Origin of the sequence: Pseudoalteromonas phenolica, from assembly GCF_044788725.1 — a bacterium.
GTDB lineage: Bacteria > Pseudomonadota > Gammaproteobacteria > Enterobacterales > Alteromonadaceae > Pseudoalteromonas > Pseudoalteromonas phenolica_C.
This window is the reverse complement of the sequence record NZ_CP173161.1, coordinates 902482-916556: the sequence shown is the minus strand read 5'-3', so window position 1 is coordinate 916556 and position 14075 is coordinate 902482. Positions and strand designations below refer to the sequence as shown.

Annotated in this window: 13 protein-coding genes; 1 reads left to right on the top strand and 12 read right to left on the bottom strand. The window is 42.2% G+C overall.

Annotated elements, in window-relative coordinates:
- Positions 1 to 46 precede the first annotated feature (46 nt).
- The 3 genes from ACH784_RS04340 to ACH784_RS04330 all read right to left on the bottom strand — a co-directional run bounded on the left by ACH784_RS04340 (position 47) and on the right by ACH784_RS04330 (position 3367).
- Positions 47 to 655 carry a transglycosylase SLT domain-containing protein gene (locus ACH784_RS04340; protein WP_404395178.1) on the bottom strand — a complete coding sequence of 203 codons (609 nt, stop codon included), beginning with the start codon at positions 653 to 655 and terminating at the stop codon, positions 47 to 49.
- Between the two features lie 124 nt (positions 656 to 779).
- A complete protein-coding gene (gene gshA / locus ACH784_RS04335) occupies positions 780 to 2357 on the bottom strand; it encodes a glutamate--cysteine ligase (protein WP_404393780.1) in 1578 nt (525 codons plus the stop codon).
- A gap of 71 nt (positions 2358 to 2428) precedes the next feature.
- Positions 2429 to 3367, bottom strand: coding sequence for an NADP-dependent oxidoreductase (locus ACH784_RS04330; protein WP_404393779.1), 939 nt, complete (start codon positions 3365 to 3367; stop codon positions 2429 to 2431).
- 79 nt (positions 3368 to 3446) lie between these two features.
- Here ACH784_RS04330 and ACH784_RS04325 point away from each other — a divergent pair, with 79 nt between their 5' ends.
- Complete coding sequence (locus ACH784_RS04325; protein ID WP_404393778.1) at positions 3447 to 4994, top strand: methyl-accepting chemotaxis protein; 1548 nt, start codon at positions 3447 to 3449, stop codon at positions 4992 to 4994.
- Positions 4995 to 5133: 139 nt separating this feature from the next.
- Here ACH784_RS04325 and ACH784_RS04320 read toward each other — a convergent pair whose 3' ends face one another.
- The 9 genes from ACH784_RS04320 to pspB all read right to left on the bottom strand — a co-directional run bounded on the left by ACH784_RS04320 (position 5134) and on the right by pspB (position 14047).
- Positions 5134 to 5991 (bottom strand): tetratricopeptide repeat protein, encoded by an 858-nt coding sequence (locus ACH784_RS04320; RefSeq protein WP_404393777.1) that lies wholly within the window; start codon positions 5989 to 5991, stop codon positions 5134 to 5136.
- 55 nt (positions 5992 to 6046) lie between these two features.
- Positions 6047 to 7993 (bottom strand): DNA topoisomerase III, encoded by a 1947-nt coding sequence (locus tag ACH784_RS04315; protein ID WP_404393776.1) that lies wholly within the window; start codon positions 7991 to 7993, stop codon positions 6047 to 6049.
- 130 nt (positions 7994 to 8123) lie between these two features.
- Positions 8124 to 8468, bottom strand: coding sequence for a 4a-hydroxytetrahydrobiopterin dehydratase (locus ACH784_RS04310; RefSeq protein WP_130255287.1), 345 nt, complete (start codon positions 8466 to 8468; stop codon positions 8124 to 8126).
- A gap of 10 nt (positions 8469 to 8478) precedes the next feature.
- Entirely contained in the window at positions 8479 to 9276 is a 798-nt protein-coding gene (gene phhA, locus ACH784_RS04305) for a phenylalanine 4-monooxygenase (RefSeq protein WP_404393775.1), read from the bottom strand.
- A gap of 221 nt (positions 9277 to 9497) precedes the next feature.
- Positions 9498 to 10676, bottom strand: coding sequence for a methionine gamma-lyase (megL, locus tag ACH784_RS04300; RefSeq protein WP_404393774.1), 1179 nt, complete (start codon positions 10674 to 10676; stop codon positions 9498 to 9500).
- A gap of 133 nt (positions 10677 to 10809) precedes the next feature.
- The gene (locus ACH784_RS04295; protein WP_404393773.1) at positions 10810 to 11835 is read right to left on the bottom strand and encodes a TIGR01620 family protein; all 1026 of its coding nucleotides are present in this window, start codon (positions 11833 to 11835) and stop codon (positions 10810 to 10812) included.
- Positions 11832 to 13235 (bottom strand): YcjX family protein, encoded by a 1404-nt coding sequence (locus ACH784_RS04290; RefSeq protein ID WP_404393772.1) that lies wholly within the window; start codon positions 13233 to 13235, stop codon positions 11832 to 11834. The genes ACH784_RS04295 and ACH784_RS04290 overlap by 4 nt, the downstream gene beginning before the upstream one ends.
- A gap of 177 nt (positions 13236 to 13412) precedes the next feature.
- Entirely contained in the window at positions 13413 to 13817 is a 405-nt protein-coding gene (pspC, locus tag ACH784_RS04285) for an envelope stress response membrane protein PspC (protein WP_404393771.1), read from the bottom strand.
- Positions 13814 to 14047, bottom strand: a complete 234-nt coding sequence (pspB, locus tag ACH784_RS04280) for an envelope stress response membrane protein PspB (RefSeq protein ID WP_130255293.1) — start codon at positions 14045 to 14047, stop codon at positions 13814 to 13816. Before pspB ends, pspC begins: the two co-directional genes overlap by 4 nt.
- Positions 14048 to 14075 lie beyond the last annotated feature (28 nt).

The window sequence follows — 14075 nt, the reverse complement described above, 5'->3', positions numbered from 1 at the left end:
AAAGCCGCTACTGCGGCTTTTTTAAATACAATAAACTCTTATAAATTTAACCAAATAATCTTTCAAACCAAGACTTATCTAAATCAGCTTCACACTTCTTCAATTGGGCCCCATAGCGCCCTGCACGATGTTTCACTTTATTAGCGACTGCCATGAGCCACTTTTTCTTTCTGTAAGTACCGCGTTTATAGCCGCCCCATCCTTCGTGATAATTAAGGTACTGGGCATAGGCATCCCATTTAGAAATACCGTTCACTTTATGGGTTTTATTAACAAACCAAGCCATGAAATCTATGGCATCTTCGAAATCGTCTCTATCAGCCCCTGAGTTGCCTGTTTCTCGTATGTAGTCTTGCCAAGTTGGTGTTTTAGCTTGTGAGTAACCATATGCAGAACTAGCACGACCAATAGGAATAAACCCTAAAAAATACTCCATTGGTGGTGCTGCATCATGCTTAAAAGAACTTTCTTGATACATCATGGCCATGAGCACATGTTTAGGTGATCCCCATTTATCTTGGGCATCGCGCGCATCGTAATACCAGTCTTCTTTTTCTTCAAAAATCTTACAAATATTATCGGGTTGCTTTGGAGGCGCTGTCGCACAACCGCTTAAAACAGCAGCAAAAGACAAGGTGAGAAAATTTTTTTTAATTTTTTTCATTTTTTTGTGAACTTATTTAAATCTCACGAGTCAGAGTTTATGAATACAGTGGTTTAGCATTGTTTCATCCCTGATTTAATATTTGCGCAGCTAATTTAGCTGCGCTTTTTTTTGCCTAAGCGTTGGCAAAATAATCATCTAAGAATGCCACAAAAGTCAAATTATCTTCTGCCACTTTTTGCTGCTGTGCTTCGTGAGAAGCGACTGCATCAGCATCGAGACTGGTATTTGAATAAGTAACAAATGCCTGAGACTGATGCGCTTGCTTATACTCATTAGCCAGCTCTATTGCATAGCTTCCGCCATCTTGTTGGTTTTGCTTAAGCTGAGATAAAAACTGACCTGATAGTGTTCTATTTGGATCAGAAATGCATTCACGCCAATAATTAATTGCGTTCTGGTAGACATTCGAGTCATTTGCATTGTCCATGTACTTGGCTACATTCGCTAACTCTGCAAAAATCTCGTCTGCCCATATTTGCAAAGAAACAGGCGAACCATCACGTTGTAGCTCAAGGTCTGGCTTACGACCGAAGTTCACCACAGCTTGTAAATTGGCTTCTGTTAATCTTTGATCTTCACAGCTTAATGCTGGCGCGTCTTTCAGCAGACAATAAGTTAAAAACACATCCAAGAAATGAATTTGCTCTAAGCTGATCCCCGTCTGAGAAAAAGGATTAACATCTAAAGCGCGGATCTCAACATATTCAATGCCCGCTCTTGCTAAAGCTTGAGTGGGAGTCTCACCGCTCTGAGCATTACGTTTAGGTCTGATCGGCGAGTAAAACTCATTTTCGATTTGCAGAATGTTTTTATTCAACTGCTGCGGCGTTTCAGCTTTATAATCAGCTAAATCACCATACAAGTCAGAGTGACAACCAATTGCTTCGCGTAAACCCGCAATATACTCATCTAAATTGTTATACGTCACTTTTAAAGACGACTGAGCACTGTTGGTATACCCTAAATCACCTAGTCGTAATGCCGTACCGTGCTCTAAGTAAAGCGTGCCTTTCCCCAAAGTCTCAAAAGGAAGATCACTTTTATTGCCTTGCAAGAATGATTTACACAGCGCAGGAGAAGCTCCAAACAGGTAACTAATTAACCATAGCTCTCGTTTAAAGTTTCGAATAAGGCCTAAATATTTCTCAGAAATAAAGGCTTGTTTCTCAGCACTGCTTTGCTCTATTTTTTGCAGGCTGTCCCACAAGGTATCTGGGAATGAAATATTAAAATGAACACCGGCGATAGCCTGCATCATACTACCGTAACGATTTTTTAGACCTTCACGATACAGAGTTTTCATTTTGCCAATATTCGATTCGCCAAAATACGCCAGGGCAATATCATCTTGGTTTTCGATGAAGCAAGGCATACTCATAGGCCACAATAACTCGTCGCCCATTTTGCTCAAGGTGTATTTTTGTAAATCTTGCAGTTGCGCTAACGTCTCTTTAGGATCTTCACTGACTGGGGTAATAAACTCGAGTAATGATTCTGAAAAGTCAGTGGTGATATGCGAGTTCGTTAATGGATGCCCAGCGTCTTGTGGATGAGGCGTTTTGGCAATAGAGCCATTTGGGTTGATCCTTAATGCTTCTCGCTCAATACCACGCTTGATGCCCTTAATGGCTTGCTGGTGTTCTGCTGCAGAGAGTGCTTCTAAGCGAGTCTTTAATTCTGGTGTATTCAAAAAATTATCCTCAAGCCAATAGGCAATGTTCAATCAATGGGGGCACATCCCCAATACTCAAGCAATATTTATTAACTATGACTAATAATTATCTTGCCGGCATGCTGCCCCGCTTCCATGTATTCATGCGCTTGCTGAATATCTTGCAACGCAAAAGTCGAATCGACATGGATAAATAAATCGCCACCACGATACGCAGTCACCAATTCATTTAGATCAGCTTTATTCTTTTCTACCACAATACCGGAGACCGTTATGTCACTTTGCTGTGCTGCTGCAACGATCTGCTGGGCACTGATGGTTGGTACAGTCACCACTTCACTTCCTGAGTTTAAATTCGCGACCATTCTCTCGCCGATTTCACCACCGACTAAATCGAGTAGTTGTGCTTGGCGCTTTTGTGAAAAGAATGTCTCATAATCAACAACCTTTACAGCTAACTTTTGTAACAGTTGATGTGAAGGACGATTGCTTACTGCAACCACTTCTTTACCTTGTAATTGGGCTAGTTGGATTGCTAAATGACCCACACCACCTGTAGGTGCATTAATATAAAGGGTTGACTGTGAGCTTGAAAACTTTTTCAGTGCTTGTATTGCGGTTAAACCTGCTAAACATAGACCTGCCACTTCTGATTTTTGTTGCACATCAAATGCAATTAATTCGTCTGCTTCCGCAATGACATAATCAGCGTAACAGCCCGGCTGTTTGGCAAACCCCACCATGCCTGCGACAAATTGCCCTACTTGTAGGTCAGAGACTTGAACGCCACACTGCTCTACAACACCGTATAAGTCATAGCCCAAAGGTAGAAACTCATCAGCTTCTTTTGCTTGAGCAACAAAGCCTAAACCTGCACGCGTTTTCAAATCGATAGGGTTAATTGCACTGCTATGCACTTTAATAAGCACTTGAGTGTCATTTAACTCAGGTAGAACACATGTTTTTGCCTGAATTTTATCCGCAGCACCGAACTCATCTATTCCATATTTTATTGCTTGCACAGGCATACTATATTCCTACTATTACACAAAGCATTATAGCCTTATAATCTAACACAGTTTTACACTGATCCCTATGGAGAAAATCATGCGTCGTGGCCAGTCAATTATCAATGAAGAAGTCACCTTTGATGACTCGCAACAACTTGTCTCTACCACCGATTTACGCGGTGTCACTACGTATGCAAATGCAGCATTTTGTGCCGTTTCAGGGTTTAGTGCCGAAGAGCTAGTAGGGAAAAACCACAATATTGTACGCCATCCTGATATGCCAAAAGCGGCATTTAAAGAGCTTTGGGATAAATTAGAACAAGGTCACTCTTGGCGTGGGGTAGTAAAAAACCGCTGTAAAGACGGTCGTTACTATTGGGTAGACGCATTTGTGACGCCTATTTTTGAGCATGGCCAGCTCGTTGGCTATCAATCGGTAAGAGTTAAACCTTCAGAGCAGCTTAAGAAAAGAGCACAATCTCTTTATAATGCGATAAATCAAGGTAAAAAGATTTGGCACTGGCGTGAGCAAATTGCACTGCGACAAACCCTTTCAACGATTATTGCGTTATTGCTTACCCTTGCTTGCTTTGTTTTTGCCGGTTGGCAACTCGGTGTTGCGGCTATTATCACCATGCTAGCCATTTTATTTATTAACTATGATGAACTGCTTGTGGTGCCTGCCAAACTCAAATTACAGCAACAGCAATTCGATTCGGTTTCGCGTTATGTTTATTGCGACGCGACGCCCTTTTCTATCGCAGAATTTAATTTAGGTATGCTGCAAGCCAAGCTTAGAACGGTTTTAGGCCGCATGCAAGATTCAGCGTCTACATTCAAAAATATCGCAACCGGACTTGATGAAAAGTCCTCCAATACAGAAAAAGGCATTGAAGCGCAAAGTGAACGCTTGCGTTCAATGGCTGCAGCGATGTCACAAATGAGCCAAACCATCGGTGAGATTTCAAATAACACGGCCGATACCGCCAACAAAGTCGATAGTACGCAGCATCATTGTTTAGAAATTAAAAATACCATGCTCGAAAACGTTGATATGGTTAGCTCGCTTGCTACGCAAGTGGATGAGGCCGCACAAACAGCAAACTCTCTAGCCCAAGAAGCCGATAAGATTGGTCAGGTGATGACTGAAATCGAAGGTATTGCGGAGCAAACTAACTTATTGGCACTGAATGCAGCGATTGAGGCTGCTAGAGCTGGTGAGCATGGCCGAGGCTTTGCAGTGGTTGCCGATGAAGTTCGCGCTCTATCGTCTCGTACACAAAGTGCCACCAGCCATATTTATGCGTCAATTAAAGAGATACAAGATACCTTATACAAGTGGTCTGAAGTGATGCAAAGCACCAAAGACAGAGCATCTAACTGCGCCGATGCAAGCCAAACCAGCCAACAGGCCTTAGAAGTGATTTTTGAGCAAATCAGTGAAATTGCCAATGCTGCACAGGGTATTTCAACTGCTTCAGAGCAACAACAGATGGTGAGTGTGGAGATTAACGACAACATTACCACCATTACCCATCATGGCAGCGAGAATTTAACCTTAAGTTATAAAGTCGCGGAAGATGCAGCTAAGTTGGTAGAAAGTGCAAACAAAATATCTGGTTTGTTACTGACGTTTAAAGTTTAAAAATTAAGATAAAAAGACGCGATATAAAATCGCTGCTACCTCGAGCTCAATTCGGTAGCACCGACTTTATGTCGGGTTCTTTAAAACAAAAATGGCAGCTATATCAGCTGCCATTTTTATGCTTAAAACATACTTACTATCAATATAATAAGCTGTATAACTTTCTACGATATGTGCCAGCCAAAGCATCACCATCTGGTAGGCTCGCAATCAAATCTAAGAAGTCTTTTTTCGCAGTACCAAAATTTAAGTCTTTTCTTAGCACAGATAATAATAGCTCTAGCGCTTGCTCTTTTTTACCAGCTTCAGCCAGTAGCGCTGCGAGTTGTGCTTTTAAATCTTTATTTTCAGGGTCAGCATCTAATTGCTCGGTCAGAGCAATGATCTCTGGAGATTCCTGTGCACTTTGTGCCGCATTCAACTTAGCTTGCAGGTTTTGGTAATACGGGTCACGCTCAGACTCAGCAACACTATCAAGTAACGCCTGACCATCTTCAAACTTTTGAATTTGAATGCAGATATCAGCAAGTACCAGTTTCACACGGGTATTTTCTGGGTCAATCGCATAGGCTTGCTTGGCATAGTTAAACGCCGCATTTTGATCGTCATTTGCTAGCGCTTGTTTTGCTTGCTCAAGTAATAATACTTCCGGGCTTGGTAAATGCTCAGCCAATGCCTCTTTAATTTCAGCATCGCTTTTAGGACCTGGTAATACGCCAACTGGCGCGCCATTTTTCAATAACACAATCGTTGGTAACGCTTGTAGGCCTACTTGCTGTGCTAATTGAGAGGCTAGCGCTTGTTGTGTATCACAGTCTACTGTTGCAATGAGTAAGTGCTCTTTGTAGCTTTGCGCTAGCGCAGACAAAATATTCGCTTGTTCAATGCACTCAGGTTGCTGCGCACTAAAGAACGTCATTAGAACCAGTTTATCGGCACTTTGCTCAGCCAGAACCTGCTGGATATTTTCAGGTGTTAATTGAATTTGGTTGTCCATAATTCACTTCTTAAATCTATGTATTATTCACTATATTGCGACTCTTATCGCTTTTTCAAGCCTTGCTTTTAGCGCGAGGAGATTTAGCACCGCTTTTACCTTTACCCGCACTGCGCTTGCCCTTTTTAAAACGCTTAAAACTGGCTTTGCCCTTACCTGCTAACCCTTGAAAACTCGCAATTTGTGTGTCTTGTAATAAGCGATTTAAATGCACCTCAACTGAGCCCATAAACTGATTATACGATTGAGACTTTTGATAAATCTGCTCAAGAGATTGCTCCCAAACAGCGGTCATATCAGGGCGCCCGACACTCTCTGGTAATGCTTTTATCACGCTTTGCCCAATTTCGGTAGAGTGAATGGCTTTGCCTTTACGTTGTAAATATTGTCTTTTAAAGAGTAGCTCAATGATCCCTGCACGGGTCGCTTCTGTGCCGATGCCGTCGGTCTCTTTCAATATCTTTTTAATTTCTGGGTCGGTCACATACCGAGCTATTCCTGTCATGGCTGCGAGTAATGTTGCATCGGTGAAGTGCTTTGGCGGCGACGTATGCTTTTCTATAACCTGTGCATCAACGCACTGCACTTGCTCACCTTTTTGCAGCATTGGCAACTGAGTAAGCTCAGCCTCTCCTTTTTCTTGCTTGTTGAATAAAACTTCCCAGCCTTTATCAATCAGGCTTTTAAATTTAGAGGTAAATAGCCCACCTTGAATAAGCGTATGGATCTCTCGCTCAGCGTAAACGCTTGGCTCAAAAAATTGCGCTAAGTAGTGCCTTGCGATCAGGTAATACACATTTTGCTCATTTTGATTCAGCGCGCCGCTCGACTTTTTTGAGGTCGGAATAATCGCATGGTGCGCTCCGACTTTGCTGTCGTTCCATGCAGATGACTTTATCTCTAGATTCGCTTTGCCTGTCAAAGCACTTAGTTTATCGCTAATGGCATCAATGGCGCCCACTACTGAGCTGCGCTCTTTGTAATGATCTTTTGGTAAGTAACGGCAATCTGATCTGGGATAAGTGATCAGCTTATGCCTCTCATACAAACTCTGACAGGTATCAAGTACCAGCTGGGCGTTCATGCCAAATACTTTTGCCGCTTCTATTTGTAGTGTAGATAAACTATGCGGTAAAGGGCGCGACTTTTTACTTTGGGTACTTTTATCTTTGCTCACTTCACCCGGTTGGTTTTTAACTCTGCTCGCCACATTTTCAGCTAAGCCTTTGACCAGCACGCGACCTTCTTCATCCATATAAGGTTGGCAGGCATCACTTGGTTGCCATTTGCCCACATAACTCCCACCGGTTTGGGTGTTTAACTGCGCTTCGACTTCATAAAATGGTTTTGAAACAAAGTTCGCAATTTCCCAATCACGGTATACAACCAAACCCAATACCGGCGTCTGCACTCGACCAATGGATAACACGCCTTGATAACCCGCTTGCTGCCCTTTGATGGTACTCATGCGTGTCATATTAATACCGTAAAGCCAATCGGCACGAGCACGAGACAGCGCTGAAACAGACAGCGATAAAAAATCGAGGTTAGATTTGAGGTTATTGATGGCCTGTTTGACTGCTGATGGGTTTAAATCGCTTATCAGACAACGAAGAGTTTGCTCTTTTTGTGCTTTAGTGGCGCCGCAAAAATTAATCATTTCGTCTATTAAAAGCTGCCCTTCTCGGTCTGGATCGCCCGCGTTGACAATGGTTTTAGCCGATTTAATTAACTTTTTAACGGTATTAAACTGTTTTTTGGTTTTACTTTTTGCTACTAGCTGCCATTGTTCAGGCACGATTGGTAAGTCGGCAATCGCCCATTTTTTAAATTTAGGGTCGTACGCCTCAGGCTCAGCCTGCTCTAATAAATGGCCTATACACCAAGTGACAATATCGCCGTTCGCCGCTTCAATAAAGCCATCGTTATTCTTATGAGGTTTTGGAAGCGCATTGGCAATGGCTCTGCCTAATGACGGTTTTTCAGCGATATAGAGTTTCATTGTTATATTTATATACTGTATAAATTAACAGTTATGATAGAGCAATGGCGCGCTAAGTGCCAGAGTTTAAGTTTCAGCCATAAAAAAAGCGCCCATAAAAGGCGCTTTGGTTAAATGATATGTTGAAGTCTTATAGTGCGTTGAAAACGTCGTCTGTCTTCGCTGCGCATACAAAATCGTTCTTGTGCAGACCTTTGATAGAGTGGCTCCACCAAGTGATTGTCACTTTGCCCCACTCTGTTAGAAGACCAGGGTGATGACCTTCTTCTTCAGCCATGTCGCCCACTTTGTTAGTGAACTCTAATGCCTGCTTGAAGTTTTTGAACTTGAATACACGCTCAAGTTGCATGATGCCATCACGCACTTCAGGAACCCAATCAGGGATCTGCTTAATTAATACCGCTAACTCTTCATCTGACACTTTAGGCGCATCCGCACGACACGCTTCACATTTTTGTGCACTTAAATCAGACATTACAAAATCCTTAACTTGCTAATTTTTCTTTAGGGGGAAACTTTGGCTCGAATAAGCCTAATTCTTTTGCTTCTTGTACCAACGCCATGATATCCATTTGTGAGATATCGAATAAGTCATTAATTGAATTAATTGTGTAGTACAACGGCTGCATAATATCAATGCGATATGGCGTACGTAGAACGTCTAGCACTTCTAATTTGTTGATTTCTGGCGTACCAGAGTAAACATATTGTGTTTCACCCGGGCTTGAAAGAATACCACCGCCATAAATGCGTAGACCGTCTTCAGTTTGCATTAAACCAAACTCAACCGTAAACCAATACAAGCGCGCTAGATATACACGATCTTTCTTCTCAGCGGCATAACCTAGCTGACCATACTTGTGTGTAAACTCAGCAAATGCAGGATTCGTCAGCATGGCACAGTGACCAAAAATCTCATGGAAGATATCTGGTTCTTGCAGATAATCAAACTCTTCACGAGAGCGAATAAAGGTGGCTACCGGGAACTTTTTGTTCGCCAATAGTCTGAAGAATTCATCAAAATCAATCAGTGCAGGTACAGGCTCTACTTGCCAACCTGTTTCACGACCTAGCGCTTCGTTTAACTCATGAAGCTGAGGAATACGGTCGTGTGGTAAGTTAATTTTCTCAAGGCCTTCCATGTACTCGTTACATGCTTTGCCTTCTATGCACTTTAATTGACGTGAAACCAACTCAGACCATATTTTATTTTCTTCTTCGGTCCAAGCGATGATGCCATTTGCATCAGGTTGCTTTGATACATATTTACTTGCTTTAGCCATAATAACCTTCGCTGTTAGTTCGCTCTTGCCCCAGCTTGAGCGCTTCAACTTGTTGACTTGATACTAGGGAAAAGTAAGCAAAAGATTAATAGATGAGATGTTTCAAGGAATCCTGAAAACTCGTTTTTTTGGAACCTTTTATTTACACCGCCGTACACCAAACAAAACAGCGCATACAAAAAAAGGGGCATAAAAGCCCCTTTTGTATATTTATAATTACACTAAATTTGCTTAAATGCCTGCTCTAGGTCAGCAATGATGTCGTTAACATCTTCTAAACCAACAGAAATTCGGATCAAACCATCTGAAATGCCCGCAGCTTCACGCTCTTCTTTGGTATACGGCGAGTGTGTCATTGAGGCTGGATGCTGAATTAGGGTCTCAGGATCACCCAGACTCACCGCTAACGTACACAGCTCCGTCGCGTTAATAAAACGTTCACCTTGCTCTAGGGTGCCATCGATCTCAAAGGCAATAACGCCACCAGCCCCTTTCATCTGCTCACCCAAGAATTTGTAACCCGGGTGAGAAGGTAAACCAGGGTAATACACTTCACTAACTTTAGAATGCGCATCTAAGAACTCAGCGACTTTTTGTGCACTTTGGCAGTGCCTTTCAACACGCACAGCCAGTGTTTTTAAGCCTCGGTTAATCAACCAAGCATCATGCGGACTGATGGTCGCACCAATGTCTTTTAATACAGTAAGCTTTATCAGCTCTATGTGTTCTTGCGAACCACATACTGCACCTGCGACGACATCACCATGGCCATTAAGGTATTTAGTTGCACTGTGGATCACGATATCTACGCCAAAATGTTTTGGCTTTTGCAGTAGCGGCGTCATAAAAGTGTTATCCACCACGCTGATCAAATCATGCTTTTTAGCAAACTGACCCAGCATCGCTAAATCAATCACCGTCATATTTGGGTTGATCGGTGTTTCAGCAAACACCATTTTAGTATTTGGTTTCACAGCTGCATAAAGCTCTGCTTCGTTGGTCATATCCACAAATGACACTTCAATGCCCCACTTAGGCAGCATGTGAGAAAACAGCGCAAAACTACAACCATATAATGCGCTAGATGCAATTAAATGATCGCCTTGCTCTAAAAAGCTCAGTACAGAAGCAGATACCGCCCCCATGCCTGTTGCAGTTGCTGCAGCATCTTCCATCTCTTCAAGCTGCGCGAGCTTTTGTTCAAGCTCGCGGGTAGTTGGGTTGCCAAGGCGCGTATAAATGTAACCCGCTTCTTCACCTGCAAAGCGCGCCGCACCTTGAGCCGCGTCTTTAAATTGAAAAGTAGATGTTTGGTATAGTGGCGCGGTTAACGCGCCATGTGGGTCGTCAAAATGGACAGGGCTATGGATGCAATTGGTGTTGTCATGATACTTCGTCATTTTATTGCCTATGAATTTATTATTATCAATAGACTAATAAATAATCCAGCAAGTAAAATTCCACAAGCAAGCCAGATGTTAAGACGGCTAGATGAGCAAAACCCTCTAAAAATCGTACATTTAAGTTGTCAGTTTAATCATTTTTAGACGGTTTTGTACGCTCTAATAAAGCTTTTAAAATGCCCTGTGCTGATTTCCCTAACAGCGATTGCTTTTGCTCAAGCTTTGGCAGCGGTCGACATAATTCCATGGTTTTGTAGCCTAAGCGAGCAGTAAACACGCCAGCACTGAGGCCTTGTGCAGCTCGCGCTGACAACTTACCTAACAGCTCAGCGCCCAAGCTGGTCGCCGCTAAATCAGATACCAATTCGGACGCACCAGCAAATAGCATTTGTTTAACCAATTGTTTGTACAACATAATGCGACTGCGATACGCCAGTTTGATACCATAGTGTTGGCTTATCTTTTCAATCAAGCTAATACCACGCCACAGTACCGAAAGCATATCAAGTAATGCCATCGGACTGAGAGACACCAAAAGCGCTGACGTTTTTGCATGTTGGTTAATGATTGCTTTTGCCTGCTCATCTTTACTGACCAGTAAGGTTGTTTGATATAACTGTAAAACTTCTTTGTCAGTATGGTGCGGTTTTAGGCAAGCTTTAAATTCTTTGACTTCTGCATCGGTATGTTGTTTTAGTAAGGGTTGTAGCCAGGTTTCTGCTTCACCAATTTGTGTGCTACTCATTAACCGAAGCGCATCATTTTGGCGCAGGTTTTGCTGTTTTAGCGCTTTTAATGAAACCGCTTCCTTGAATAAGAATTTGCTCAGCACTAATAAAGCAGTAGTCAGCACAAAGCCATAAAGCCCTGCTAGCAATATAGACTCTTGCATTGCCTCAATGATGGTATAACCCGTTTCAACCGCGATTAATAACAATAAGCTAATGACGAAAATGCCTTTGAAATTGAAGCGACTGGTTTTAGGTTTAAATACGGGTTCTAACTCTTGTTCAAACTCACTGCTTTCATCAATAACGTCTAGCTCTTCGACTATTTCAAAGCGCTTGCCTGTTTCTAACTCTTTTTGGGTTTCGCCGACATCACCGACATTAATTCGTCTACCCGGTTTTAATTGAGCTGATTGATTGTCTGTCATTGCAATTTATCTCCAATTAAAAACTGTAGAGCATGATCTAAACGGGTATGAGTTAACTCGCCTTTGGTACTTGGTAATGGCGCAAATGAAATAAACTCGAAGCCATGAGTTGGCCACTGACTTTGAGTAATAAAGTGGTTTGGCGGTTCTGGCGGCAAGTAAGTAAGCCATTCATCTTCATTGAGTGGCTTGCCATAGATGCAATCTAAGGCTTTATCGCCTTCTTTTATACGCTTCGCCAAAGTGCTTTGTACCGATGACATCGCCATTGTTTCAATCTGCACGCCATTAAAACGCATATCGTTGGCTTGCTCACCTACCAAATCATGCAATAACTGCGCTATGGCCAGTTGCTGAGTGCCGTTTACATGATCGCACTTATTCGCAGCGAAAAGTACTTTATCAATTTTTGGCGAGAACAAACGCTTAATTAGATTCGAGCGGCCGTAATTGAATGATTGCAAGACCGCTTGCAGCGTATGTTTTTGCTCAAGCAAAGACTGAGGGCCATCATTTAGGGCACCCATCACATCAACGAGTACCAACTGACGGTCAAATTCACAAAAATAGTTTTTATAAAAAGGCGTGATAACCTGCTTTTTATAAGCCTCAAAGCGGCTGGCTAAATGACTATATTGACTATTTTCTTTGTCGATACTCTCACGGCATGGGAAGAACAATAATATTGGGGCATCTTCTAAATCGCCAGGGATCAATTGTCTTCCTGGTTGCAGATAAGCGAGCTGCGTCTGCCCTTTTAACTGCTTCAACGCTTGCGTATAACGATTAGATAGTTGCTTAAGCACTTGCTCATCAATATTTTCTTCACTATTGAACTGTTCAAGTTCAGTTAGAAATGGCTGAGCATATTCGCTGTACTCTGGCTTTTCTAGCAAGCTGAGCATTGATTCACTCCAACTTGCATAATCTTGCTCAAGCATAGGTAAATCAATTAACCACTCCCCTGGATAATCTATCAGTTCTAAGTAAAGGGTACTTTGTGGCGACACATGCTGCTTTAAGCCATGCTTAGTCTCGTATCGAATTGCAATGGTTAAGGTATTAATGCGTTTTGTAGACGCAGGCCAACTAGGCTCTGCATTGAGTAAACAGTTAACCGCACTAGGGTAATCAAAAGTGGGAATGTCTAATGCTGATTGTGGCACTTGTTTGGCTGCGATCAGACGGTCATCCTTCACGACATCAAAAAAAGGTAAATTCTGTTTGTTGGTTTGTGTGGTTAAATGTTTTACAAGCGCTGTTATAAATGCCGTCTTGCCGCTGCCACTTAAGCCTGTAACGGCCAGCTTTACATGCTGATCTAGGCTACGATGAAGGGTCTTTTGGGCTTTTTGTTTGAGTTTATCAAGATTCGCGTGGCTGAATAAATTCGGACTCATTATAACAGTGTCACTCCCTGTTAGAGAAAGCGTGCGGCCTACATTAAGTTTCGCCGCACTCGCTTGAAGATGATGGATATACCAATTTTATTGATTAAGTGTCCATTCTAACGAACTAGATAGTCCTTTAACTTTTATTTGCCGCTAGAAGCGAACAAAACTTCAATACAATTGGTATTACAACTTATTTATCTCACGTGACACAGTAAACTCACTTGATGTCACATAGGTTTCCATACTTTGGATACGGTTGTCTAAACGGGTTAAACGATCTTTTAAATCAAATAGCGCCTGACGAGGCGGCTCACCTTTTTGCCATACTTTAAACTTTACTGAAATAGGATCTATTTCGTCAGTTTTATTCGCACTTGGGTTAAATGTAGGCTCTTTCTTATCAAGAATAAACCAACAGGCTATATAAACAACGACAAATAAAGGACCACCAGATAATAATACGGCTGTGATAAACAAGATGCGAACTAACCACAACTCCATATTAAAATAGTCACTAAGACCTGCGCATACACCTGCTATTTTTCCACGTTTCGGGTCGCGATATAACTCTCTTTTTAAATTGCTCATATCTTACGTCTCCACTGTGGTGACTCCTGATCTAATAAAGCCTCTAGGGTTTCAACGCGTTCTGCCATTTTTTCAGCTTTATTAGCAAGTTCAATTAATTGGCGATGTTCATGCTCACTCAAGCCCTGACTTACTTGCTTCTTGCTTCGATAGTGAAGAATCAGCCAAAGTGGGGCAACAATCACCATAAAAATAATAATTGGGGCAACTAGAATCTCTAAGTCCATCATCAATACTCCTATATCTCAACCTGTAGTA